General features: G+C 71.2%; 33 protein-coding genes. 16 read left to right on the forward strand and 17 right to left on the reverse strand.

Going from position 1 to position 22,279, the window contains the following annotated elements; genetic code table 11:
- Position 1: 1 nt before the first annotated feature.
- Positions 2 to 913: a 5'-3' exonuclease gene (locus tag OVA26_RS08455; RefSeq protein ID WP_268103792.1), complete on the reverse strand. Its 912-nt coding sequence runs from the start codon at positions 911 to 913 to the stop codon at positions 2 to 4.
- Positions 914 to 961: 48 nt separating this feature from the next.
- Between OVA26_RS08455 and OVA26_RS08460 the strand changes: the two genes are divergently transcribed.
- The 3 genes from OVA26_RS08460 (at position 962) to OVA26_RS08470 (ending at position 2,980) form a co-directional block, all read left to right on the forward strand.
- A complete protein-coding gene (locus OVA26_RS08460) occupies positions 962 to 1,360 on the forward strand; it encodes a YchJ family protein (RefSeq protein ID WP_268103793.1) in 399 nt (132 codons plus the stop codon).
- 178 nt (positions 1,361 to 1,538) lie between these two features.
- Positions 1,539 to 2,207: an SDR family oxidoreductase gene (locus tag OVA26_RS08465; RefSeq protein WP_268103794.1), complete on the forward strand. Its 669-nt coding sequence runs from the start codon at positions 1,539 to 1,541 to the stop codon at positions 2,205 to 2,207.
- Positions 2,204 to 2,980: an isocitrate lyase/PEP mutase family protein gene (locus tag OVA26_RS08470; RefSeq protein WP_268103795.1), complete on the forward strand. Its 777-nt coding sequence runs from the start codon at positions 2,204 to 2,206 to the stop codon at positions 2,978 to 2,980. The genes OVA26_RS08465 and OVA26_RS08470 overlap by 4 nt, the downstream gene beginning before the upstream one ends.
- Positions 2,981 to 3,085: 105 nt before the next feature.
- Here OVA26_RS08470 and OVA26_RS08475 read toward each other — a convergent pair whose 3' ends face one another.
- The 3 genes from OVA26_RS08475 to OVA26_RS08485 all read right to left on the reverse strand — a co-directional run bounded on the left by OVA26_RS08475 (position 3,086) and on the right by OVA26_RS08485 (position 5,247).
- Positions 3,086 to 3,739 (reverse strand): LON peptidase substrate-binding domain-containing protein, encoded by a 654-nt coding sequence (locus OVA26_RS08475; RefSeq protein ID WP_268103796.1) that lies wholly within the window; start codon positions 3,737 to 3,739, stop codon positions 3,086 to 3,088.
- Between the two features lie 81 nt (positions 3,740 to 3,820).
- The gene (locus OVA26_RS08480; RefSeq protein ID WP_268103798.1) at positions 3,821 to 4,876 is read right to left on the reverse strand and encodes an FUSC family protein; all 1,056 of its coding nucleotides are present in this window, start codon (positions 4,874 to 4,876) and stop codon (positions 3,821 to 3,823) included.
- A gap of 2 nt (positions 4,877 to 4,878) precedes the next feature.
- Positions 4,879 to 5,247: a winged helix-turn-helix transcriptional regulator gene (locus OVA26_RS08485; protein WP_144781931.1), complete on the reverse strand. Its 369-nt coding sequence runs from the start codon at positions 5,245 to 5,247 to the stop codon at positions 4,879 to 4,881.
- Between the two features lie 93 nt (positions 5,248 to 5,340).
- Between OVA26_RS08485 and OVA26_RS08490 the strand changes: the two genes are divergently transcribed.
- Positions 5,341 to 6,201, forward strand: coding sequence for an SDR family oxidoreductase (locus OVA26_RS08490; RefSeq protein ID WP_268103799.1), 861 nt, complete (start codon positions 5,341 to 5,343; stop codon positions 6,199 to 6,201).
- A gap of 71 nt (positions 6,202 to 6,272) precedes the next feature.
- On the opposite strand, the gene OVA26_RS08495 is transcribed toward OVA26_RS08490, so the two are convergent.
- On the reverse strand, positions 6,273 to 6,632 hold the full coding sequence (locus OVA26_RS08495) for a DUF2834 domain-containing protein (protein ID WP_268103800.1): 360 nt from the start codon (positions 6,630 to 6,632) through the stop codon (positions 6,273 to 6,275).
- A 52-nt stretch (positions 6,633 to 6,684) separates the two neighbouring features.
- Between OVA26_RS08495 and OVA26_RS08500 the strand changes: the two genes are divergently transcribed.
- From OVA26_RS08500 to OVA26_RS08510, 3 genes are all read left to right on the forward strand, one after another.
- A complete protein-coding gene (locus OVA26_RS08500) occupies positions 6,685 to 7,026 on the forward strand; it encodes a TraR/DksA family transcriptional regulator (protein ID WP_268103801.1) in 342 nt (113 codons plus the stop codon).
- Positions 7,027 to 7,049: 23 nt separating this feature from the next.
- Positions 7,050 to 7,265, forward strand: a complete 216-nt coding sequence (locus tag OVA26_RS08505) for an SCO4848 family membrane protein (protein ID WP_268103802.1) — start codon at positions 7,050 to 7,052, stop codon at positions 7,263 to 7,265.
- A 134-nt stretch (positions 7,266 to 7,399) separates the two neighbouring features.
- Positions 7,400 to 8,701 (forward strand): MFS transporter, encoded by a 1,302-nt coding sequence (locus OVA26_RS08510; protein ID WP_268103803.1) that lies wholly within the window; start codon positions 7,400 to 7,402, stop codon positions 8,699 to 8,701.
- Here the strand turns inward: OVA26_RS08510 and OVA26_RS08515 are convergent.
- Positions 8,637 to 9,368, reverse strand: coding sequence for a YidC/Oxa1 family membrane protein insertase (locus OVA26_RS08515; protein WP_268103804.1), 732 nt, complete (start codon positions 9,366 to 9,368; stop codon positions 8,637 to 8,639). The genes OVA26_RS08510 and OVA26_RS08515 overlap by 65 nt on opposite strands.
- A gap of 115 nt (positions 9,369 to 9,483) precedes the next feature.
- Positions 9,484 to 9,762 carry a DUF6412 domain-containing protein gene (locus OVA26_RS08520; protein ID WP_222121660.1) on the reverse strand — a complete coding sequence of 93 codons (279 nt, stop codon included), beginning with the start codon at positions 9,760 to 9,762 and terminating at the stop codon, positions 9,484 to 9,486.
- 61 nt (positions 9,763 to 9,823) lie between these two features.
- Between OVA26_RS08520 and OVA26_RS08525 the strand changes: the two genes are divergently transcribed.
- Positions 9,824 to 10,333 carry a glycine cleavage system protein R gene (locus tag OVA26_RS08525; protein WP_144781926.1) on the forward strand — a complete coding sequence of 170 codons (510 nt, stop codon included), beginning with the start codon at positions 9,824 to 9,826 and terminating at the stop codon, positions 10,331 to 10,333.
- Positions 10,334 to 10,387: 54 nt separating this feature from the next.
- Here the strand turns inward: OVA26_RS08525 and OVA26_RS08530 are convergent, their stop codons facing one another.
- Entirely contained in the window at positions 10,388 to 10,771 is a 384-nt protein-coding gene (locus OVA26_RS08530) for a DUF3054 domain-containing protein (RefSeq protein ID WP_268103805.1), read from the reverse strand.
- Between the two features lie 111 nt (positions 10,772 to 10,882).
- Between OVA26_RS08530 and OVA26_RS08535 the strand changes: the two genes are divergently transcribed.
- Complete coding sequence (locus OVA26_RS08535; RefSeq protein ID WP_268103806.1) at positions 10,883 to 11,320, forward strand: VanZ family protein; 438 nt, start codon at positions 10,883 to 10,885, stop codon at positions 11,318 to 11,320.
- A gap of 8 nt (positions 11,321 to 11,328) precedes the next feature.
- On the opposite strand, the gene OVA26_RS08540 is transcribed toward OVA26_RS08535, so the two are convergent.
- Positions 11,329 to 12,405, reverse strand: coding sequence for a HAMP domain-containing sensor histidine kinase (locus tag OVA26_RS08540; protein ID WP_268103807.1), 1,077 nt, complete (start codon positions 12,403 to 12,405; stop codon positions 11,329 to 11,331).
- The gene (locus tag OVA26_RS08545) at positions 12,398 to 13,066 is read right to left on the reverse strand and encodes a response regulator transcription factor (RefSeq protein ID WP_268103808.1); all 669 of its coding nucleotides are present in this window, start codon (positions 13,064 to 13,066) and stop codon (positions 12,398 to 12,400) included. The genes OVA26_RS08540 and OVA26_RS08545 overlap by 8 nt, the downstream gene beginning before the upstream one ends.
- A 79-nt stretch (positions 13,067 to 13,145) precedes the next feature.
- Between OVA26_RS08545 and OVA26_RS08550 the strand changes: the two genes are divergently transcribed.
- Both OVA26_RS08550 and OVA26_RS08555 read left to right on the forward strand, forming a co-directional pair.
- Positions 13,146 to 13,649 (forward strand): metallophosphoesterase family protein, encoded by a 504-nt coding sequence (locus OVA26_RS08550; protein WP_268103809.1) that lies wholly within the window; start codon positions 13,146 to 13,148, stop codon positions 13,647 to 13,649.
- Between the two features lie 83 nt (positions 13,650 to 13,732).
- Positions 13,733 to 14,338 carry a M15 family metallopeptidase gene (locus OVA26_RS08555; RefSeq protein ID WP_268103810.1) on the forward strand — a complete coding sequence of 202 codons (606 nt, stop codon included), beginning with the start codon at positions 13,733 to 13,735 and terminating at the stop codon, positions 14,336 to 14,338.
- 48 nt (positions 14,339 to 14,386) lie between these two features.
- Here the strand turns inward: OVA26_RS08555 and OVA26_RS08560 are convergent, their stop codons facing one another.
- From OVA26_RS08560 to OVA26_RS08570, 3 genes are all read right to left on the reverse strand, one after another.
- Complete coding sequence (locus tag OVA26_RS08560) at positions 14,387 to 15,523, reverse strand: fatty acid desaturase family protein (protein WP_431844590.1); 1,137 nt, start codon at positions 15,521 to 15,523, stop codon at positions 14,387 to 14,389.
- A 183-nt stretch (positions 15,524 to 15,706) separates the two neighbouring features.
- Positions 15,707 to 15,910: a cold-shock protein gene (locus OVA26_RS08565; RefSeq protein ID WP_013583139.1), complete on the reverse strand. Its 204-nt coding sequence runs from the start codon at positions 15,908 to 15,910 to the stop codon at positions 15,707 to 15,709.
- 16 nt (positions 15,911 to 15,926) lie between these two features.
- Positions 15,927 to 16,211, reverse strand: coding sequence for a hypothetical protein (locus OVA26_RS08570; RefSeq protein ID WP_143017794.1), 285 nt, complete (start codon positions 16,209 to 16,211; stop codon positions 15,927 to 15,929).
- A 229-nt stretch (positions 16,212 to 16,440) separates the two neighbouring features.
- Between OVA26_RS08570 and OVA26_RS08575 the strand changes: the two genes are divergently transcribed.
- From OVA26_RS08575 to OVA26_RS08590, 4 genes are all read left to right on the forward strand, one after another.
- Positions 16,441 to 16,800 (forward strand): biopolymer transporter Tol, encoded by a 360-nt coding sequence (locus OVA26_RS08575; protein ID WP_268103812.1) that lies wholly within the window; start codon positions 16,441 to 16,443, stop codon positions 16,798 to 16,800.
- Between the two features lie 54 nt (positions 16,801 to 16,854).
- A complete protein-coding gene (locus OVA26_RS08580; protein WP_268103814.1) occupies positions 16,855 to 17,346 on the forward strand; it encodes a pyridoxamine 5'-phosphate oxidase family protein in 492 nt (163 codons plus the stop codon).
- Positions 17,347 to 17,502: 156 nt separating this feature from the next.
- The gene (locus OVA26_RS08585) at positions 17,503 to 17,772 is read left to right on the forward strand and encodes a DUF2256 domain-containing protein (protein ID WP_268103815.1); all 270 of its coding nucleotides are present in this window, start codon (positions 17,503 to 17,505) and stop codon (positions 17,770 to 17,772) included.
- Positions 17,769 to 19,208, forward strand: coding sequence for a cryptochrome/photolyase family protein (locus tag OVA26_RS08590; protein WP_268103816.1), 1,440 nt, complete (start codon positions 17,769 to 17,771; stop codon positions 19,206 to 19,208). Before OVA26_RS08585 ends, OVA26_RS08590 begins: the two co-directional genes overlap by 4 nt.
- Positions 19,209 to 19,342: 134 nt before the next feature.
- On the opposite strand, the gene OVA26_RS08595 is transcribed toward OVA26_RS08590, so the two are convergent.
- On the reverse strand, positions 19,343 to 19,558 hold the full coding sequence (locus OVA26_RS08595; RefSeq protein ID WP_268103817.1) for a DUF2945 domain-containing protein: 216 nt from the start codon (positions 19,556 to 19,558) through the stop codon (positions 19,343 to 19,345).
- A gap of 182 nt (positions 19,559 to 19,740) precedes the next feature.
- Here OVA26_RS08595 and OVA26_RS08600 point away from each other — a divergent pair, with 182 nt between their 5' ends.
- Positions 19,741 to 19,995, forward strand: a complete 255-nt coding sequence (locus OVA26_RS08600; RefSeq protein ID WP_268103818.1) for a hypothetical protein — start codon at positions 19,741 to 19,743, stop codon at positions 19,993 to 19,995.
- A gap of 9 nt (positions 19,996 to 20,004) precedes the next feature.
- On the opposite strand, the gene OVA26_RS08605 is transcribed toward OVA26_RS08600, so the two are convergent.
- The 3 genes from OVA26_RS08605 to OVA26_RS08615 are packed head-to-tail and all read right to left on the reverse strand — an operon-like array spanning position 20,005 to position 22,185.
- A complete protein-coding gene (locus OVA26_RS08605) occupies positions 20,005 to 20,580 on the reverse strand; it encodes a hypothetical protein (protein ID WP_268103819.1) in 576 nt (191 codons plus the stop codon).
- 25 nt (positions 20,581 to 20,605) lie between these two features.
- Entirely contained in the window at positions 20,606 to 21,439 is an 834-nt protein-coding gene (locus OVA26_RS08610) for an endonuclease/exonuclease/phosphatase family protein (RefSeq protein WP_268103820.1), read from the reverse strand.
- Positions 21,436 to 22,185 (reverse strand): glycosyltransferase family 2 protein, encoded by a 750-nt coding sequence (locus OVA26_RS08615; RefSeq protein WP_268103821.1) that lies wholly within the window; start codon positions 22,183 to 22,185, stop codon positions 21,436 to 21,438. Before OVA26_RS08615 ends, OVA26_RS08610 begins: the two co-directional genes overlap by 4 nt.
- Positions 22,186 to 22,279: the final 94 nt, after the last annotated feature.

Here is a 22,279-nt window from a genome sequence, read left to right on the forward strand (position 1 = left end):
ATCAGGCGGGCAGAGCCGCCAGCGCCCTCGTCATCGACGAGCCGAGGTTCCAGCGTTCGGCGAGCTCCTCCGCGGCATCCCGGTCGACCGGACCGAGGCGGTCGTCGAACGGAGCGAGGTCCAGCTCGCGGGCCACGCGCACCACGGTCGGGGCGACCTCGAGGTAGTCCGCGGCGGCCGCGATCTTCGCGCGCTGGGCGGGCGTCCCCGCGGTGCCGTCGAGAACCCCGGATCGGATGCCGTCGAGATCGCCGCACGCGCTCAGCAGCGCCGCCGCGGACTTCTCGCCGATGCCCGAAACGCCCGGCAGGCCGTCGGAGGGGTCGCCGCGCAACACCGCGAAGTCGGCGTACTGATCCGCGTGGACGCCGTACTTCGAGAAGACGGCGGCGTCGTCGACGAGCTCGAGGTTGCTCATGCCCCGAGCGGTGTAGACGATCCGGATGCCGCGCGCGTCGTCGACCAGTTGGAAGAGGTCGCGATCGCCGGTGACGATGTCGACGGGAACCTCGGCGCGCGTCGCGAGGGCGCCGATCACGTCGTCGGCCTCGTGCTCGGCGGCACCCACCACGGGGATGCCGAGCACCGCGAGCGCCTCGCGGATGAGCGGGATCTGCGCCTCGAGCGGATCGGGCACCTCTTCGACGTCGGGCCCCGCGGCGACCACCTCGACGACGCGGTGGGCCTTGTAGCTCGGAAGCAGGTCGACGCGCCACTGGGGTCGCCAGTCGTCGTCCCAGCACGCGACGAGCCGCGTCGGCTCGTACGTCGTGACGAGCTTCGCGATCATGTCGAGCAGGCCGCGGACCGCGTTCACCGACGAGCCGTCGGCCGCTTTGACCTTGTCGGGCACACCGTAGAACGCGCGGAAGTACAGCGAGGCGGTGTCGAGGAGCATGAGGCGATCGGTCACGCCCCCGATCCTGGCACGCCGGCGGCTGCGCTGACCTAGAGTGGCCGGATGTCCTTCGGTTCCGCTCCCCGACGACCGGCACCGGATGCCGTGTGCCCGTGCGGCCGCGCCGCGTTCGGGGAGTGCTGCGGGCCGATCCTGGACGGCGAGGCCGCCCCGAGCGCCGAGCGGTTGATGCGTTCGCGGTACACCGCGTTCGCGGTCGGCGACGCCGTGCATCTGGCGAGGTCGTGGCATCCGCGGACGCGTCCCGACGACATCGTCGTCGATGACGGCACGCGATGGTCGGGCCTCGAGATCGAGGACGCGTCGGAAGGCGGCGAGAACGCGACCGTGACCTTCCGCGCGTCGTGGCGGCACGGGCCCGATCACGGCGTGCTGCGCGAGCGCAGCCGGTTCGCGCGGCGCGGCGGACGCTGGGTCTACGTCGACGGCGACGTCGACTGAATCGGAACCGCTCGAGGACCTCGTCAAGCCCGCGGGGGGTGTCGCGGGTCGTGCGTAGGGTCGATCAGAGATCCCCGGCACCGCACTGGCGGTCGAGGTGGTCCCGATGCGGCAGTCCTGTGACAGCGCCGGCCGGGGGATTCGACAGAAGTCGATCGACAAGGAAGAGGACAGTGACATGGAACGCATCGTGATCATCGGAGGGCACGGCAAGGTGGCCCTCCACCTCGCTCGACTGCTCGCCGACCGCGGCGACGAGGCGACGTCGGTGATCCGCAAGGCGGAGCAGAAGGCCGACATCGAGCACGCGGGCGGCGCGCCCCTCGTCCTCGACGTCGAGAACGCGGACGTCGACGAGATGGCGAAGGCCTTCTCGGGTGCCGACGCGGTCGTGTGGTCCGCCGGTGCGGGTGGCGGAAGCGCCGAGCGCACTTACGCGGTCGACCGCGATGCCGCGCAGCGAGCGGTCGACGCGGCATCGAAGGCGGGCGTCCGCCGGTTCGTGATGGTGTCGTGGATCGGCTCGACGCCCGATCACGGCATCGACCCCGACGACTCGTTCTTCGCCTACGCCGACGCCAAGCTCGCGGCCGACGACCACCTGCGCGCCAGCGACCTCGATTGGACGATCCTCGGCCCCGGTACCCTCACGACGGACGAGCCCACCGGCCGCATCACGACGGCGCCGCAGGGTAAGGCCGAAGTCTCTCGTGCCGACGTTGCCGCCGTCGCGGCCGCTGTGCTCGTGCAGCCGGCCACGGTGGGCCGGTTCATCCGCTTCGGCGCGGGCGACACGCTGATCGCCGAGGCGATCGTCGCGGACCGCGCGGACGGGGGACAGGCATGAGCGCCCTGAGCGAGAAGGCGGCCTCGTTCGCCGCTCTGCACACCGCCCCCGAGATCCTCCGGGTCGTCAACATCTGGGACGTCGTGTCGGCGAAGGCGGTCGCCGCTCTGCCCGAGACGAAAGCCCTCGCCACGGCCGGCCACTCGATCGCCGCGACCTTCGGGTACGAGGACGGCGAGAACATCCCCCTCGACGTCATGCTCGACATGGTCGGACGCATCGTGGCGGCGGTCGACGTGCCGGTGACGGCCGACCTCGACGCGGGCTTCGGAAACCCCGGCGAGACGACCCGGCGCGCCATCGGCGTGGGTGTGGTCGGCGCGAACGTCGAGGACCGGGTCAAGCCGTTCGATGAAGCGGTGGCCGCCGTCGAGGCCGTGATCGCGGCGGGGGAGGCCGAGGGCGTCCCCTTCGTGCTGAACGCGCGCACCGATGTGTTCGTGAAGGGCGGCGACCGTCCGCTCGACGACAAGATCGCGGATGCCGTGAAGCGCGGCCGCGCCTTCCTCGACGCCGGGGCGACCTCGGTGTTCGTCCCGGGGCTTCTGGACGCCGACACGACGAGTCGACTGGTCGAGGGGCTCGGGGAACAGCGCCTGAGCGTCATCGGGTTCCCCGGGGCGCTGTCGGCCGCCGAGTACGAGAAGCTCGGCGTGGCGCGGATCTCGTACGGTCCGCTCACGCAGCGCGTCGCGCTGACGGCACTGCAGGACCTCGCGATCGACCTCTACGGCACGGGGGTCATCCCCTCGTCGGTGCGCGAACTGAACTGACGATTCGCCCGGTGGGGCGTCGCGGCCTGCGGGCTGCGGCGCCCCTTCGGCGTCCGCGCCGAAAGCCGCTCCGACGACACGCCACCGCGCTCCGCCGGCGCGGGGTCAGTCGTCGTCTTCGGGTTCTCCGTCTTCGACCACGATCACTCCGTCGGGCACGGGATCGCCGAGCAGGGGCTCGGCGGCGAGCGTGAGGTCGATGGTCGCCCGCAACAGACCGCCGAGGGTCACCGAGCGCAGCAGCTCCATCTGGTCGAGTTCGCCGAGCGGGGCGATCGCCGCCACCTGCCACGCGCGAGGAAGCGGCTCCTCCGAGAGCTCCACCTCGGGGTCCCACCTCGTACCGCCGTACTGCTGAGCGCGACCGAGCACCCGCCGCACGATCCGCTCCGCCTCTTCGAGCAACGGGAGAAGGGCGTCGTTCCACTCGAGGTCGGGAAGAGCCCGCACATCCGCCCGCGGGTACGGGGCGTCGTCGAGCCACTCCACGATCTCGAACCTCTCCGTGCCCCGTGCGACGATCTGCATCTGGCCGGCCTGGGGCACGACGTGGCTGAGCTGCGCCATGGTGCCGAGGGGGAAGCGCTGATCGCCCCCGCCCGTCTCACTGCCGCGCTCGATGAGGACGACGCCGAATGCGGGGTCCGTCTCGTCGAGGAGGCGCCCCAGCATGACGAGGTAGCGCTCCTCGAAGATCCGCAGCGCGAGAGGCGTATGCGGGAAGAGGACGGCTCCGAGGGGGAACATCGCGGTACCCATGCCCTCAGTCAACCAGGGGCGACGGCCTGCGGGGTCGGGGAGCGGGATCCGCGAGCGAGTTCCCAGGTCGAGCGGGCGGCGTCAGTCCTCGACGTCGCGCAGGGTCTCGTGCACGCGGTGCAGGTCCATCAGAAGCGATCCCACGAGCACCCAGTGCATCGTCGAGGGTGTGCGGATCTGCAGGGGACGGGTGAGGGCCGGCTCTTCGTCGACGACGCGCTCGGGGCCCGCGTCGAGGGCGAACGCCAATCGCACGTCGTGGGCGGCGCGATGGAGCTGTTCGGCGATCGCCCGGACGGCGGGTTCGTCGGCGATCGTCTGTTCGTAGCCGTCGTAGATCGCGCGCGTCATGCCGATCGTCTGGGTGACGACGGGACTGAAGCGCTCGACGAGGGCGTCCATCTCGGCCAGGTCGGTGCGGTGACGACCGCTGCGGGGGTTCAGGGCGAGCGAGTCGGCTCCGTCGCGGATCGCGTCGGCCGCGGCATCCCGAACCGGGCGGAGCAGGCGCGCCTCGAGGAGGAGCCCCTCGAGGGACGCGGAGGTCTGCGGGGTCTCGAGGGCGTCGGCCAGACGCTCGAGAGCGGCGGCGAGCTCGCGTCCGAGGACGTCGATCTTGGCCCGCGCGGCGGGGACGAGCACCGGGGGGACCAGCACCGCGTTGACGACGATGCCGATGGCCGCGCCGATGAGGGTCTCGAGCACGCGGTCGAGGGCGTAGTTGGGGGTCGCGGTGCCGAGCGCGAGGACGAGCAGGGCGCTGATCGCGATCTGGTTGGTGGCTCCGGCCGAGATCCGCGCCGCCCACGCCACCACGAGCGCCACGCCCGCCGAGAGCAGGGCGACCCAGGGTTGCGAGCCGAACACGAGCCCGAGAAGAGCCGCGATGAGCACCCCGACGATCACGCCGACACTGCGTTCGACCGCGCGCGTGAACGACTGGTTGATGCTCGGCTGGACCACCAGCAGGGCGGCGATGGCGGCGAAGATCGGGGGTGGACCCTGCACGAGCCACCCGGCCAGCAGCCACGCGGCGACGATCGCGATGGCCGACTTGGCGACCTGCAGCAGCGGCACGCGCCGCGGGGCGCGGAAGGTGAGGCTGTCGCGCACGGCGCGAGCGGAGGGGACGCGCACGATCACTCCCGTGGTCCGACGATGGCGATGGCGTTCTCGGCGACCCATCCCATCAGGGGGATGACGTGCGTCATGAGGTCGCGCCCCCGATCGGTGAGGGCGTACTCGACGCGAGGGGGGACCTCGGGGTAGGCGGTGCGCAAGACGAGGCCGTCGGCCTCGAGCGTCTTGAGCGTGCTCGCGAGCATCTTCTCGCTGATCCCGTCGATGTTGCGTCGAAGGGCGCCCCAGCGCTGCGTCCCGTCCGAGAGGGCGAGCAGCACGAGAATGCCCCACTTGCCCATGACGTGATCGAGGACCGTGCGGGTGGGGCACCCGTCGGCGAAAAGTCCGGGGTGTTCGGCGCGGATCGACGCAAGACTAACGCTCATGTGAGTACCTAACCAGAAAGTGGGTACCGGCATTCCGGAATGCAATAGGCGGCGGGGCGTTGAGCCCGACGAACCCACCGAAAGGATTCCATCATGACCTTCCTCGTCACCGCCGCCTCCGGCCACCTCGGCCGCCTCGTCGTCGACGCTCTTCTCGAGCGCGGCGTGCCGGCATCCGACATCGTCGCGGGTGCGCGCACGCCCGCCAAGGTCGACGACCTCGCCGCCCGCGGGGTCCGCGTCGCCGAGCTCGACTACGCGCGTCCCGAGACGATCTCCGCCGCCCTCGACGGTGTGACCCGCGTCGTGCTGATCTCGGGCAACGGTCCCGACCGCGTCGCCGAGCACCGCGCGGCGATCGACGCGATCCGCGCCGCTGGAGTGGAGCGTCTCGTCTACACGAGCGCCCCGCGCAACGACGTCATCGACTACAGCCTCGGCGCCGACCACAAGGCCACCGAGCAGGCCATCGCCGCGTCGGGGGTGAGCGCCACCATCCTCCGCAATAACTGGTACACCGAGAACTATCTCGACACCGTCGCCCGCGCGGCCGACACCGGAGAGATCGTGGCGGCGACCGGTGACGCGCGCGTCGCCAGCGCGAGCCGCCGCGACTACGCGGAGGCGGCCGCGGTCGCCCTCATTACCGACGAGCTGGCCGGCCGGACCGTCGAGATCGGCGGCGACGTCGCGTGGACCTACGATGAGCTCGCCGCCGCGGCGAGCGAGGTGCTCGGTCGCCCGGTGACCTACACCCGCGTGTCGGTGGAGCAGTTGACCGAGGGGCTGAAGGCGGCGGGACTGGATGCCGGCACGGCGGCGTTCGTGGCCGGGATCGACGACGCGATCGCCCGCGGCGCGCTCGCGCAGACCGACGGGTCGCTGTCTCGCCTCATCGGCCGTCCCACCACGCCGCTCGTCGAAGGACTGCGTCAGGGCCTGGCCGCGCGCTGACCCCTTCCTCCCGGCGTGAGTCGCCACGATCCGTCGCTTCGGACGCCCGTGAAGCGACGCATCGTGGCGACTCACGCGGGGCTGTCGGGGGAGGACCGGCGTGCGGTCAGCCGCCGCTGGCGCATCGCCAGGAACAGCGGGAACGTGAAGGCGAAGGCAGTCACCCCCGACAGCACGATGTACAGCCACGCGAAGCGCATGCCGAGGCGTCGCCCCTCGACGATGATGAAGATGCTGCCCGCGATCGCGACGACCATCAGGTCCACGGTGATCGACGACACCGCCGGTCCGCTCGAGACGAGATCGCCGATGAAGTCCCGCATCTGCACGATCGCGAAGACGTTGAAGGTCCAGGTGCCCACGAGGCCGGCGACGGCCAGCACGAGGAAGGCCACGGCGGTGGGGGTCCAGTGTCGTCGGAGTTCGCTCATGAGCCGATCCTGCCGCAGCCCTCGTGTCGGTGGTGGGGGATAGCGTCGAAGGATGGATGCCGACACCGCGATGCGCATGCTCGATGACCGCGAACGCGAGGTCGTGCACCGTTTGACGCGCCTGCTCGACGACGAAGCGAGCCTGCGACACGACCGCGCCGACGCCATCGCCGACGACGAGCACGACCCCGAGGGGTCGACGCTGTCGGGGGAGTGGGCGCAGGTCGACGCGCTGCGGCGGGGAGCCGAGGCCGAGAGCGCCGAGATCTCCGCGGCGCGCGAGCGGGTGGCATTCGGCACCTTCGGCACGTGCGAGAACTGCGGCCGGCCGATCGCCGACGCCCGTCTCGAGGTCCTGCCCTTCGCGCGGCGGTGCATCTCGTGCGCCGCGTGAGCCGCGGCGCTTAGGCTCGAGGCATGGAACCCGTCCTCATCGCGCTGCTGCTCGCCAACGCCGTCTTCAACGTCGTCGTGTGGCCGCGCTTCTTCATGCGGGTCGCGAAGGACCAGCGGGCGAGGAACGCCGAGGGCAAGCCCACGCCGTTCCTCATCGTCCACACCGTGCTCATCGCCCTCGCCCTGGTGCTCGCGCTCGCGTCGGCCATCGCCGCGATCGCCGCCCTGGTGGGCTGATCCTGCGCACCCAGGCGCCCGCGAGGTGCCCGCGGTAGACTGAGGGTGCGGGATTTCCCGCCGCACTCTGTGCAACTACCTACCGGTCCGGCAAGGCGGCACGTTCCATCGCCCCCTCTCTGGAGACCCGCTTCATGACTGCGCCCGCCGTCGACCATCGGCCCCTCGTCCATCACACCGGCTTCTGGTACTTCCCCATCGCCTTCGTGGCGCGGTTGCCCTTCGCGATGATGACCGTGGGGGTCCTCGCGATCGTGGTGGCCCTGCGCGGCTCGGTCGCCCTCGGCGGTCTCACCTCGGCGGCCGTGGGTCTCGGCGTCGTCGTCGCGGGCCCGGTGCTGGGCGATCTCGCCGACCGCTACGGGCAGCGGCGCGTGCTCGTGCCGGTGGGGGTGGCCAACGGCATCCTGCTTGCGGTCTTCCCGCTCGTGGTGGGATTCGCGGCCTCGGATGCCCTGCTGCTCGGGGCGGCCGTGGCGATCGGTGTGACCGGACCGCAGACCGCGGCGATGTCGCGCAGTCGCGTGATGGCGCTGATCGGCGCGCGCGTGCATCCCGAGCGGCGCGACCGCACCTTCTCGCGGGCGATGGCCTACGAGTCCGCGGCCGACGAGACGGCGTTCGTCATCGGCCCGTTCGTCGTCGGCATCCTGGCGGCGTTGATCGCCCCGTGGGCGCCGATCATCGGTGCGGCCCTCCTCAGCTTCGTCTTCGTCACCGCCTTCGCCCTGCACCCCACCGGCCGAGCCGTGCCCGAGCGGTCCGAACGCACCGCGATGGCGCCGTTCCGCGAGCTGCTGCACCCGCGCTTGCTCGTGCTCGTGGCAGCTGTTTTCGGCGTCGGGCTGTTCTTCGGCTCCACCCTCACCTCGCTGACCGCCTTCATGGAGGCGCAGGGGGCGCCCGAGGCGGGAGCCCTGCTCTACGGCGTGATGGGGGTGGGCTCGGCGGTGCTGGCCCTCGCCGTGGCCCTGGTCCCCGAGCGCTTCGCACTGCGGTGGCGGCTCGTGCTGTTCGCGAGCGTGCTCACGGCCTCGGCCGGCGCCTACTCGGTCGGCGGATCCGTCTCGACGGTGACCCTGGTCCTGTGTCTCATGGGCATCGGGGTGGGTCCCGCCCTCGTCACGCTGTTCAGTCTCGCCGGCCACCGCGCGCCGCGCGGGCGCACGGCGTCGACCATGACGATCCTCGCCTCGGCCCTCACCCTGGCGCAGGCGCTGTCGTCGGCGGTGACCGGCGCCGTGGCCGAGAACGTCTCGGTCGCCACGGCGATGCTCTTCCCCGCGGGCGCGGCGCTGCTCGTCCTCGCCATGGCGGCGGTGAACGCCGCGGCCGCCCCGCGGTGGGACCGGGCGTCCGCCGGGGCCGGACTCAGCGCGGCAGGGGGTAGCGCCGCCGCAGCAGCAGGCGTTGGCCCAGCGTCCACGCGGTCGTGACGGTGAGATAGAGCCCCGCCGCAAGCGGGACGAACAGCGCGACCACCGCCGTCGTGAACTGCAGGACGCCGAGCATCCCCGTCGTCCACGCGGGAGCCGACGGGTCGACCGCGGGTCGCAGGAGTCGGCGCGTGAGTTCGGCCACCCCGGCGATCACGATGACGAGCGTGCCGAAGACGGCGAGGGTGGCGGCGTCCATCGTTCCGGTCGTCAGGGCGCCGAGAAGACTCCGCCCGAGAGGGACGCCGAACACGTCGTGCGTGAGAAGGGTGTTGGCGTGTCCGCCGACCTGGGCGCGCAGGAAGACGGCGTACAGCAGACCGACCACGGGCGCCTGGGCGAGCACGGGCAGGATCCCCGCGAAGGGGGACGATCCCTCGTCGCGGTACAGCTGCAGGGTCTCGCGCTGCAGGCGTTCGGGGTTCTTGCGCCACCTCTCCTGCAGGGCGCGGAGGCGTGGGGCCAAGCGGGCGCGCGTCTGCTCGGCCCGCGCCTGCGACACCCCCACGGGAATGAGGAGCATCCGCACGGCGAGCGTCACGACGACGACGGCGAGGGCGGCGGCGAGACCGCCGGCGAGCGGTTCGAGAAGAGAGGTCAGGGCGAGCAGGGCTCGCGTGGCGAGGTCGAGCAGCAGAGCGAGGGGCGGAAAGGCGAAGAGGTCCACGGGGCATCCCATCAGAGCGAGTGATCACGGGCTGATCGGTCGCGGGGCGCGCCGAGAGCACGCGGGCGACCGGCGTCGCTGCGCGCTCGGGCCGTCGCCAGGGCGACGGGGAGGGCTACGCGACGCGGATCGCGAACCCTGGCGCTCGCGGGCGCGGATGCCCCGCGGCGTCGGGATCGCTCTGGGAGAGGGATGCCGAGGGGTCGATCGGACGCGCCGACGGCGGGGGCGTGGCCGCGACGAGAGCGGGGACCACGACGAGCACGATCACGGCGGTCAGCACGACGGCTGCGGCGAGCACCACGGCCAGCAGAGGGGCGCTGCCCCCGGGCGTGAGTGCCAGCTCGGCGGTGGCCAGGAGCAGGTTGAGCGCCGCGATCAGCGATGCGATCACGCTCTCACCCCCTCCGGTCGAGTCCCCACGCTAGCAAAGCTCCGGTGGGTACGCTGTCGGCATGACCACCCTCGTCCTCACCGTCGTCGGCGATGACCGCGCGGGCCTCGTGTCCGCGGTCGCCGACATCGTCGACGCCCACGGCGGCAACTGGGAGAACAGCGAACTCGCCGAGCTGGCGGGTGCCTTCGCCGGGATCATCGAGGTGTCGGTGACGCCCGCGCGCGCCGACGACCTGCGCGCGGCGCTCGACGGTCTCGCCGGAACCCTCACCGTCACCGTCCATGCCGGAGCCGGCTCGGCGGACGCCGCGGGCCGCACGGTGACCTTCGACGTCGTCGGCAACGATCGACCCGGCATCGTCCGCGAGGTGTCCGCGGCTCTCGGCGCGCACGGCGCGAGCATCGAACGGATGTCGACGCAGACGACGGATGCCGCGATGGCGGGCGGCCGCCTGTTCGAGGCGTCCATCACCGCGACGGTGGCAGCCGACGTCGCCGTCGACGATCTCGTCGCGCGTCTGGAGCGTCTCGCCGCCGAGATACAGGTCGACGTCACGCTCGCGGACTGACCCGGGCGGCGCGCGGACGCGGCTCGATCGGCGCAGGGCCGATCTCGACCGGGTTCAGGCTCGGCGCGCCCGGGTCGCGAGGCGTGCGATCCCACGCCATCCCAGCAGCAGCAGGGCGAGGGTGAGGGTCGCGACGATGACGAACGCCACCGCGATGCCCTGCCCGCTGAATGCGCGCAGCACCACCCCGAGCAGCACGGTGACCGCCCACACCGGGAGCCCCGTCGCGACGACGGCGGTCGGTCGACGCCACGCGCGCGCGACGAGCCAGCCGACGAGGAGCGCGACGACGAAGGGCCACGCGGTGGTCGCCAGCCCTGAGCCGAACGGACCCAGGACGTCGCCGTCGTGGGTGGCGCGTCCGATCGCGGCGAAGACGACGACGAGCACGACATCGACGATCAGGGCGGGGAGGAAGGAGCGGAGCGAGGGGGACACGACCTCATTCTCTCGTGGCGACGCGAGGGTATCGTCCGCGTATCGCGGTTCCGAGACACCGCGGCAACAGCCCGAGCGATGGGATGGACTGTCCCGACCCCGGAGGTTGCCGTGTCCGCTCGTCCTGTCCTCACCCCCGCGCGTCTGGTCACCGCGGGCGCGGTGCTCGCCGCCGTCGTCGCCTTGACGCTCGCCCCGCGGGCGATCGCGTGGCCGGCCCGCACCCTCGTCCTCGACGCGCTCGACCACCTTCCCCCGTCGTGGAGCGCCCTCGTTTTCGGCGCGGGCGCCGACGTGGCTCTCAACGTCGCCTTCTTCGTGCCCCTCGGCGCCGCGGTCGCCCTGCTCCTTCCGCTGCGGTGGGCGCCGGCATCCGTCGCGTTGTGCGCCCTCGTGTCGTTCGCGGTCGAGATGCTCCAGGCCGGGATCCCCGGTCGGGTTCCGGATGCCGATGACGTGCTGTCCAACACGATCGGCGCCGCGGTCGGAACGGTCGTCGTCATCGCGATGCGCGTGGCCGCCCGCGGAGGGCGCGCCGCCCGGCGCTGAGCCGCTGGTCAGCGGGGCAGGCGGAGGCGCGCGTGCAGACCGCCGCCCTCTCGGGGCCACAGTTCGAGCCGTCCGCGGTGCGCGCGGGCGATCGAGGCGACGATGGCGAGCCCCAGGCCGGTGCCGTCCGCGCGCCCGCGCGTGCGGCCGACGCCGCGGACGAAAGGCTCGGGGAGCGTCGAGACGAGCTCGCGCGACAGGTCGTCTCCGCTGTTGACGACGTCGATGATCACCTCGTCGACCTCGCCGCTCACGGCGAGGCGCACCCAGCCGCCCTCGATGTTGTGGACGAGGGCGTTGCGGACGAGATTCGCCACCGCCTGACGGACCAGGGTCTCGTCGAGGCGTGCGACCCCACCCGAGGAGTCGATCAGGTCCAGATCGAGGCCCGCGGCGTCGCCCCGCGCCTCGGACACCACGGCGGCGACGAGCTCGTCCACCGCGGTGGGTTCGGGTGATAGCGCTCCCTCGCGCGTCGAGCGGGCGAGGGCGAGCAGGGACTCGGTGAGGCGGATCGCGCGCTCGTTCGTGATGTCGAGCCGGTGCAGCAGCCGCTCGACGTCGACGCCCCCGGGGTCGGCCCGGGCCACCTCGAGGAGGGTGCGCATCGTCGCGTGCGGGGTGCGCAACTCGTGGGAGGCGTTCGCGGCGAAGCGCTTCTGCGCCTCCAGGGTCTCCTCGATCCGCGCGAGCATCGCGTCGAAGGTGTCGGCGAGGTCGGTGAGCTCGTCGCGCGGTCCCGGCAGATCGACGCGGTGCGCCAGATCGCCGTCGCGCACCGCGCGGGCGGCATCCGTGATCCGGTGAAGGGGGCGCAGCATGAGTCCCGACACGACCCAACCGCCGCCGAGGCCCACGATCGCCAACGCGAGGACGGTGTACCAGGCGTACCGGACGAAGACGTCGACGAGGTCGCCGCGCCCGGGCGTGAACGACCCGCTCTCGGAGTACAGGTTGCCCTCGGGCAGGAAGCGCAGCACGAGGAACCCCACGACGAACACCGCGATCCCCACGATCACGACGAACGCCGCGTAGCTCAGGGTGAGCTTGAGGCGGACCGAGAGTCCCGGACGACGCTCACGCATCGACCGGGCCCATGCGGTAGCCCACTCCCGCGACGGTCTGGATGAGCCACGGCTCGCCGAGACGCTTGCGCAGCGTCGAGATCGTGATGCGCACGGCGTTCGTGAACGGGTCGGCGTTCTCGTCCCACGCCCGCTCGAGCAGGTCTTCGGCGCTGACCACTCCACCGGCCGCGCCCATGAGCACCTGCAGCACCGCGAACTGCTTACGGGTCAGCGACACGTACCGTCCGTCGCGGAACACCTCGCGGCGAAAGGGATCGAGGCGGATGCCGTGCTGCTCGAGCACCGGCGGGGTCGCGGCCGCGGGGCGGCGGGCCAGGGCGTGCAGGCGCATCACGAGCTCGCGCAGGACGAAGGGTTTCGTCAGGTAGTCGTCGGCGCCGCTCTCGAAACCGGTGGCCTTGTCGTCGAGGCGATCGGCGGCGGTCAGCATGAGCACGCGCGGGGCGGCGGGCCGCGCGCTGAGGTGCCGGGCGATCTCGTCGCCGTTCGGGCCCGGGATGTCGCGGTCGAGCACGACCACGTCGTACGCGGTGTGACCGAGCACCTCGAGGGCGGTGTCGCCGTCACCGGCGATGTCGGCCGCGATCGCCTCGAGCCGCAGCCCGTCGCGGATGGCCTCGGCGAGGAAGGGTTCGTCCTCGACGATCAACACGCGCATTCCGTCATCGTAGGCGGGGCCGCATATCGCGGACGTATGCGCGGTGCCCGCCGCCGCGGGCGTCGGTAGCGTTGGGGGCATGGCGACCCGACTTCTCCTCGTGGCCGACACGCACGTGCCGAAGCGGGCGCGCGTCCTTCCCGCGGCGGTGCGCGAGGCGGCATCCGAGGTCGATCTGATCGTCCACGCGGGCGACTGGGTGAGCGCGAGCGTGCTCGACGAACTCGAGACCCTCGGCCCGGTGCTGGGCGTCTGGGGCAACAACGACGGCGACGACCTGCGCTCGCGCCTGCCCGAGGTCGCCCGCGCCGAAATCGACGGGGTGCGCGTCGCGGTCGCGCACGAGACGGGGCCCGCGACCGGACGCGAGAAGACGATGGATGCCGCCTACCCCGACACCGACCTGCTCGTGTTCGGGCACAGCCACATCCCGTGGGACGCCGTGACCCCGAACGGCCTGCGCCTTCTCAACCCCGGCTCGCCCACCGACCGCCGCCGTCAGCCGGCGTGCACGCTGATGACCGCGACGCTCGACGACGGCGAGGTGCGCGACGTGCTGCTGCACGAAGTGTCACGCGACTGACGACCGAGACGTCGCGGGGTGTATCGCCGGCGTATCGCGCGGGTGATACGCCGTGACAACGCAGCCCCGAGTCGACTGGGGCTATGGCTTCTCCCGCATCCCGTACCGATTCCCCTTCGCGCCGTCGGCTCGCGGTCCTCGCGATCGGGGCCGCCCTGGCCGTCATCCTCACCGTGGTCGCCGTTCTGCTCGCGATGACCACCGCGGCGTCGTTCACGGCGGGGATGACCGCGCATGCGCCGTTCTCTCCGACAGAGGCGGACGGGATGATCCCGGCGGAGGCGCCCCTCACCGTGAGCGACGATCGGCACCCGGCGATGACAGGACTCGACGGAGACCTGCGCGAGGCCCTTCGCTCCGCCCAGGCGGCCGCCGCGCCGGAGGGAGTCGTCTTTGACGTCACCAGCGGATGGCGCAGCGAGGAGTACCAGCGCTGGCTCCTCGGCGACGCCGTTCGCACGTACGGCTCCGAGGCGCTCGCGCGGGAGTACGTCGCGTCGCCCCAAGACTCCAGTCACGTCACGGGTCGAGCGGTCGACATCGGCTCGCTCGACGCGCAACTGTGGATCATCGAGCACGGGCGCGAGTGGGGCCTGTGCCAGACCTACGCCAACGAGCGGTGGCACTTCGAGAAGGCGACGGATGCCGGAGGAGAGTGCCCGGAGCCGAAGCCCGATGCGCGGGGGTGAACGACGACGGCGCCGCCCCATTCGGATGCGGCGCCGTCGTGCGGGTGGTTACTCGACGTTCAGCTGACGGGTGGGAGAGGTCAGCGGGCAGTCGAACGGGTCCCGGGCGGCGAGCCCGACCCGGTTGAGGTACGCGATGACGATGCCGTACGACTGGAACAGCGTGGTCTCGACGTAGGGCACCCCCAGTGTCTCGCAGTGCTCGCGGACGATCACGCGGGCCTTGCTGAGGTGCGGGCGCGGCATGTTGGGGAACAGGTGGTGCTCGATCTGGTAGTTCAGACCGCCCATGAGCCACGTGGCCCACCAGCCGCCCGAGACGTTGCGCGAGGTGCGCACCTGCTTGCTGAAGAAGTCGAGCTTCGCACCGGAGGCGATGATCGGCATGCCCTTGTGGTTGGGGGCGAAGGACGCTCCCATGTAGATCCCGAAGACAGCGACCGAGACGCCGAAGAACGCGAAGGCGAGACCGATCGGCAAGAAGATGAAGATCGGCGCGATGAAGAGCGCGTGGCGCAGCGTCAGCAGGGCGAGTTCTGCCCAGCGGCCCTTGACGGGCTCGCGCGAGAAGAGGTGGCGCAGGGCCAGCACGTAGAGGTTGATCCCCTCGAACGCCAGCAGCGGGAAGAACAGGTACCCCTGGCGCTGGGTGATCCAGCGCTGGATGCCGCGGGCCTTGGCCGCGTCGACGTCGAGGAACGAGATCGTGTCGATCTCGATGTCGGGGTCCTTGTCGACGCGGTTGGGGTTGGCGTGGTGACGCGTGTGCTTCGACGCCCACCACGAGCGGCTCATGCCGACGATGCCGTTGCCGATGAGCAGCCCGAGGCGATCGTTGGCAGGGCCCGACGCGAAGATCTGGCGGTGCGCGGCCTCGTGGGCGAGGAAGGCGACCTGGGTGAACAGGATGCCGAGGACCGCGGCGATGATCAGCTGGAACCAGCTGTCACCGAGGAGGATGAAGCCGGTGATGCACCCGGCGAAGCCGAGCACGATCGCGGCGGCGACGACGGCGTAGAACACCGGCGTGCGGACGAGGAGTCCGCTCTCGCGAACGACCTGAGACAGCTCTGTATAGGCCTTGGCGATCGGGGGGAATTCGGTCGTACCGGAGTACGTCTGACGGATGGGGCCGAGGCGGGACTCGACGACGGTGGAAGCGATTTCTGCTCCTCGGATCGGGATGGACCGGGGCGGCTACCCGGGCTGTCGCCCACATTACGGGTCGCCGTATGGACGCCCCGGCATACGACGCGATGTTCAGGAGCCTCTCGGGAAATGGAAATCCCGGCGTGCGGAATCGTCTCGGAAACGACGAAAGCCGGGTCGTCGCGAGGCGACGTACCCGGCTTCCGAGGTAAGCGGAGCTTAGAGGGGGCGGATGTTCGCCGCCTGCATGCCCTTGGGGCCCTGCTCAGCGTCGAATTCGACCTTCTGTGCTTCCGTGAGCTCCTTGAAGCCGTTGCCCTGGATCGCGCTGAAGTGCGCGAACAGGTCGGCGGAGCCGTCGTCGGGAGCAATGAAGCCGTAGCCCTTTTCGGAGTTGAACCATTTCACGGTGCCAGTGGCCATCGTGTTCTTCCTTTATTCATGTTGGGCCGCAGATGCGGCCGTGGGCGCCGCTCCGACGCGTGCGGAGCGGACGGGGACGCCGCGTCACCGTGGTGGTGGCGCGTACGCGATGCCCGTCGACGGCGGCCTGAGCCGCGCCGACGGACGTGTGGACACCGAGATTCTCGCCGAGGGGACCCTGGGCTTCGAAGCCCGAGGTTCCCGCGCCGACGAAACCGGCGTAGTCGGATCCGGCCGTCGCGACGTACACGTCGAGATCGGCCTGGCGCCACGATAGCGGCGAAGGGTGAAGCAGAGACACAAGAACTTTCTGCGAGTGCGAGGCGAGGACCGAAGCCGTCGAGCGAGGCACACGATGATGGGGGGTGGGTTTGCTGTCGGAAACGGCTCGGCGCCGTGCGCCCGGCATCTCAGCGATGAGGCGGGCGTCGATGAAGCAAGTCCCAGAACGAATAACTTCACGCTAGCACGGATGTCTGCGAGACACCCGGGTGATTTTGGCGGGCCCGAGGGTGCGGTGCACTGGGGGCATGGCATCCGACCCTCCTTCCGATCGGGGCGCGACCGACGACGAGCGCTGGCTCGTGATCGACGGGCGCCGGTGGCGCCGCACTGATCCGGCGGTGCCGGACGACCTCGCCGACCGGTTGCGGTCGCACCTCGGGCGGGCCCGATCGGCCGTGCGGACGGCGAAACGCGCCGGGGGCGACGACGACGTATCCGACGCGCGTCGCCGGGTGGGGCTCGCGAAACACGGACTGGGCGAGCGAGGGCCGCGCTGGTGGGACGACGAGGTCGCCGCGCGGGTGCACCGGGCCGAAGAGGCCCTCGCCGAGCTCGACGCTCTCGCCCCGCCGAGAGCAGACGATTCCCCCGGCGTCAACGCGTAGCGCGAGGCGCAGCCAGGGGATGGGCTGGGGGCTCACGAACCGAGGGGAGCCCCCATGTCATCCACCGCCACCGAGCTCGAGACGCTCAACGACCTGCTCAAGAAGTTCCGCTTCGCGATGGTCACCACCCGCGCCGAAGACGGAGCGCTGCACGCGCACCCGCTGACCGTGCAGGAGAAGGAGTCGGACGGCGACCTCTGGTTCATCGTCGGCACGCACGCCTCCGCCGTTGAGCACGTGCGGCGCGACCCGAAGGTGGGCCTGTCGTTCAGCACCGACGGCACGTGGCTGTCGCTCGCGGGCGAGGCCGAGGTGGTCGAAGATCTCGCGAAGCTCAAGGAACTGTGGTCGACGAGCGTCGAGGCGTGGTTCCCCGACGGCCCCGAGTCGCCCGGGGTGACCCTGCTGAAAGTCTCGACTCTCACCGGCGAGTACTGGGGGAGCGCCGGCGGGCGCCTCGCCACGGCCATCGCACTCGTCACCTCGAAGGTGACCGGCGACCGGCCCCGCGGCGGTGAGAAGCAGACCTTCGACCTGACCGACTGAGCGCGGCGCGGACCCGCGCCGCGAGGTCCGCCGCCCGACGGGTTGTCGACGGGGGCGTCGTCGTCGTCGGTGGTGTCGGGGATGGTGGGGGAGTCGGCCGTCTCGAGCTCGTCGGGCTCGTCGGCGGTGTCGTTCGTACGGTCGTGTGTGGTGTCCATGGCGACACCCGACCACGCCGCGGTCGACGGCCGCGCGGGCCTTGCGCGAACCGGCGCGGCGTGCGAGCGCAAGCCCCCGGGTGCCGCGGGTGCGCTTCGCGATGATGACGGCATGTCACGACCCGAGGTCCGCTCCAAGCCCTGCGCCTACTGCGGCCGGCCCTTCACCGATCGCAAGCGCTGGAGCGGGCGCGACCAGTGGGACCAGGTGCTCTACTGCTCGCGCGGCTGCCGCGCCAACGCCGCGAAGCAGAGGCGCCACGCGTGAGGGCCGCGCTGATCCTCGCGACGCAGCAGTTCGCCGAGCACCCCGCGTACTCCGATGACGGCATCGAGGAGTACTTCTTCATCGAGTCGGCGCCCCGCTTCGCCAAGCTCCCGTACCACCGCCACAAGATCGTGCTGCTCGTCTCGGCGATGCGGCACACCGCCGCCCGGCTCGAGGCGGAGGGCAAGACCGTCCGCCGGATCACTCTCGACGACGACCTCACCTTCAAGGCCGGGCTCGAAAAGCTGCTGAAGGCCCATCGCGTCACCGAGTTGACGTGGATGAGCGACCCCAATCGCCCGGTCGACGAGCGCATCGCGCGCATCTGCCAGGCGCACGACGTCGAGACCGACGTGCTCTCGGACCAGCTGTTCCTCACCCCCGAGGACGACGTCGACGCCTGGTTCGCCGAGCACCCGACGCCGCTCATGGAGGACTTCTACCACTGGCAGCGGCGGCGCACCGGCATCCTGATGGACGGCGGGAAGCCGGCGGGGCGGCGCTGGAACTTCGACGCCGACAATCGCAAGGCGCTGCCGAAGAAGGGCGTCGAGGTTCCGCCGCTGCCGCAGCCCGCGCACGACGAGATCACCCGCGCCGTCATCGCCGAGGTCGACGAGCGCTACGCCGAGCACCCCGGCAGTGCAGCCGATTTCTGGTTGCCCGTCACGCCGGAGGATTCCCGCGACTGGCTCGACGTCTTCGTCGCGGAGCGCCTCAACGACTTCGGCCGCTACGAAGACGCGATGAAGGCCGACGAGCCGTTCCTCTTCCACGCGATCATCTCGCCGATGCTGAACATCGGGCTGCTCACCGTCGAAGAAGTGGTCGCCGCCACCACACGGACCGACGCGCCCCTGGCATCCGTCGAGGGGTTCATCCGCCAGGTGATCGGGTGGCGCGAGTACATGCGCGGCATGTACCGGGCGCACCCGCAGCTCGAGCACGTCAACGCGCTGCACCTCCAGAAGAGGATCGAGAAGTACTGGTACTCCGGACAACGGGTGCCGAGTGACCTGCCGATCCCCGTGCGCACGGTGCTGGAACGCGTGCACGAGTGGGGCTACGCGCACCACATCGAACGCCTCATGGTGCTCGGCAACTGGTTCCTCCTGCAGGGGTACGCGCCGCGGCAGGTCAACGACTGGTTCCTCGCGCTGTTCGTCGACGCGTACGACTGGGTCATGGTGCCCAACGTCATGGGCATGAGCCAGTTCGCCGACGGCGGCTTCGTCGCGACCAAGCCGTACGTCTCGGGCGGCGCGTACCTGCAGAAGATGGGGTCGTGGTGGCCCTCGGCGCAGGAGGCCAAGGACTCGGTCTTCACCGACGCGTACTGGGAGTTCCTCGAGCGACACGAGGACGTGCTGGCCGGAAACCACCGGCTGGGCCTCGCGCTGGCGCAGATGCGCAAGCGTCGCGACGCGAAGGGGTAGCGGGGCGCCCCGCCGGTCGCCCACCGGCGCCGACGCGGGCGAAACTCCTGAGAAAGTCGCTTCGTCGTCGTCGCCGCCCCCGGTGGGCGCCCGGCGTGGCAAGAAACTCAGGAGTTCCGCACGCCCCGCGGGGGTCAGCTCTTCAACGTGTTCAGCGCCGAGCCCTTGTGCGCGGCGGTCGAACCCGACTTCTCCGACTTCACGATGTAGGCCGGGTCGTCGTCGGATGCCGTGAATTTCTGACCGTCGTGCTGGAAGTCCTTCGTCTTCTTCTCCACGACCTCACCCTGGGTGCGGCCCTGCGGGGTGTCCCAGCTGACGCGGTCGCCCTTCGACAGATCCTTCGACATGACGCTTCCTTCCGTTGATGTCGGTTCATGGTGTCGAGCGGCGGGAGCGCGCATCGGGGGATTGACAGCCGGCGGACGGGACGTCGCCGGTCCGCGTGTCGCACGTGACGGAGATGCGGCGGGGGCGCGGAAACGGCATCCGGATGCCGAGGATCGGCGCGACCGTCTGAGATGCTGCCGTCATGCGAGGACCTGTGTGGGGAATGGCGACGGCCGGCATCGGCGTGCTGATGATCGGGCTGCTCGTGGCGTGGGGCACGGCCTACGGCACGTGGCTCGATGAGATCGGCCCGTTCATCAACGACGCCGGCGCGGCCCCTGACGCCCCGACGATCGTCCTCCCGGGTCTCGTGGGGCTGCTCGCCCTCGCCCTCGTCGTCGGCGGAATCGTCGTCGCGGCGACGACGGGCCCGGAGCGCGAGCCGCGGGGTCGCTGACCGTTGCCGCTAGAGCGCTGCGCGGTCCGCGCGGGTCAGGCGGAACCGGGATGCCACGACGCCCAGCAGCAGCGCGCCCGCGCCTCCCGCGATCATGTCGCCGATCGTGTCGTCGTAGGTCACGAAGATCGCGTCGGTGATGAAGCGGTAGCCGAACCACTCGATCATCTCCCACACGGCGCTCAGCGCGAGGCCCGCCAAGGTGGCGACGACGATGGGCGTCCGGCGTCGGCCGGTCGGCGCGATCACGCGCGCGTCGTCGAGAAGCACCAGGGCGACCGCGGCGAGCACTCCCGTGCACACGGCGTGGACGATCAGGTCCCACCCGGTCCACGCGCGGTACAGGTCGATGACGTTGCTGCCGGCCGCGACGAACACCGTGACGCACGTGACGAGGTCGAGGCCCGAGCGCAGGCCGATCATGCGCGAGAGCATCACCGCAGGCAGCGACATCGACAGCACGGCGAAGTCGGTGAACGGCAGGGTGAACAGCGAGACGATCACGACGACGATCGCCACGGCCCGCACGACGTCGGTCAGCCAGTCGATGACGGTGCCCGGCGGCCGCTTGAGGTTGGCGTACATCGCCCGGATCATCGGCATCCGCCCGTCATGGCGTCGCCGCCGGATGGATGCGCACGACCGCCTGCACCGGCAAGTGGTCGCTCGGCCACTGCGTGCCGGTCGGTCGCGGGTCGATGCCGACCGCGCGCACGCCCACGTCGGGAGTCGCGAGCAGGGCGTCGATGCGGCGCGCACCGACCTTGGGCGCCGCGTAGTTGTTGAAGGTGCCCCACTCGGCGGTCCGGCGGGCGGGGGCGTACGACCACGTGTCGACGAGCAGGCCGTCGGCGAACATGTCCGACAGTTCGCCGGAGCGCACGTGGGCGTTCACGTCGGCGGTGAACAGCAGCGGGCGTTCGCGGCGCGCCACGAGGTCGTGCAGCCACGCGGCCGAGCGGCGGCGAGCCCGGCGCGAGAACGCGTCGAAATGGGTGTTCACGAAGGTGAACCGGGCGTCGGTCGCGAGGTCGCGCACCTGCGCGATGACCGCGATGCGTGGGATGGTGTTGCCCCATCCGGTCGACCCGGGGACGCCGGGGGTGTCCGACAGGGCGACCTGCTCCCAGTCCTCGACCTCGACGCGATCGCGGTCGTAGAAGAGCGGAGTGCCCTCCCCGTCGCGGCGGGGACCGCGGCCGAGTCCGATGCGGCCGTAGTCGGAGCCGAGCGACGCCTGCACCCACTGGGCCTGATCGGGCATCGCCTCCTGGGTACCCAGCAGGTGGGGGCGGTTCGCGCTGAGGAACGTCCGCAGTCGCTCTTTGCGCAGGGGCCAGCGGTCGGCGGGGGGCCACGTGATCCGGTCGAAGCGTCGACGGATGTTGAAGCTCATCACATGCAGGTCGGGGGCTTCGACGTCGGGGAAGAGGATGCCGCTCATGATCGACCCCGCAGCCCCAGACGCACCCATCGCGCCGGCGGGATCTCGGCGGGCCAGTGCGCGAAGACGGTCCCCGCACCCCGACGGAAGCATCGGGCGAAGCGGCGCGGCTCGACGGTCCTCGACGACACGCGCATGTGCGCGCCGGACACGCGCGCGATGCGATGGCGGCGGCCGAGGTGGTACGCGAGGTCGAGGTCGTCGTGCAGTTCGGGGTCGAGGTGCACCTCGCCGCGCACGTCCTCCCAGGCGCGGCGGCGGAACGCCATGTTCGAGCCCCAGAGCGGCGTGTGTCCGAGAGCGGGGGTCGCGAAGGTGGCGTAGGTGCCGAGGAAGAGCCGCGCCATCGACACGCGTCGCCGCGCGGGTCCGTCGTGGAACACGGCTCCGCCGGTCACGGCATCCACCGTCGGATCCGCCAGCGCGTCGACCATGCCCTGCACCCACGTCGGATCGGCCAGGCTGTCAGCGTCGAGGCGGAGGATCAGCTCTCCGCGGGCCGCGTCGTACCCGGTGGCGGCGGCCGCGGGGATGCCGCGCTCTCCGCAGAACACCACGCGCGCTCCTGCCGCCCGGGCGATCTCGGCGCTGTCGTCGGTCGAGGCGTTGTCGACCACGACGATCTCGGTCGGGGTGAGGGTCTGCGCGGACAGCGCGCGCAGGCACCGCCACAGATGGGCGCCGTCGTCACGGCAGGGGATGACGACGGAGACGGTGACGGCCGGCGAGACGGGGCCTTGGGGCACGGGGGTCCTCCCGGAGACGAGTCCTCCCACGCTAGGCGATCAGCGGCGGGCGTTTCCCGGCTTGACGCCTGCGTCGTCGGCTGACAGCGCTCGC

It is taken from the genome of Microbacterium sp. SL62 (assembly GCF_026672635.1).
GTDB classification, from domain to species: Bacteria; Actinomycetota; Actinomycetes; order Actinomycetales; family Microbacteriaceae; genus Microbacterium; species Microbacterium testaceum_A.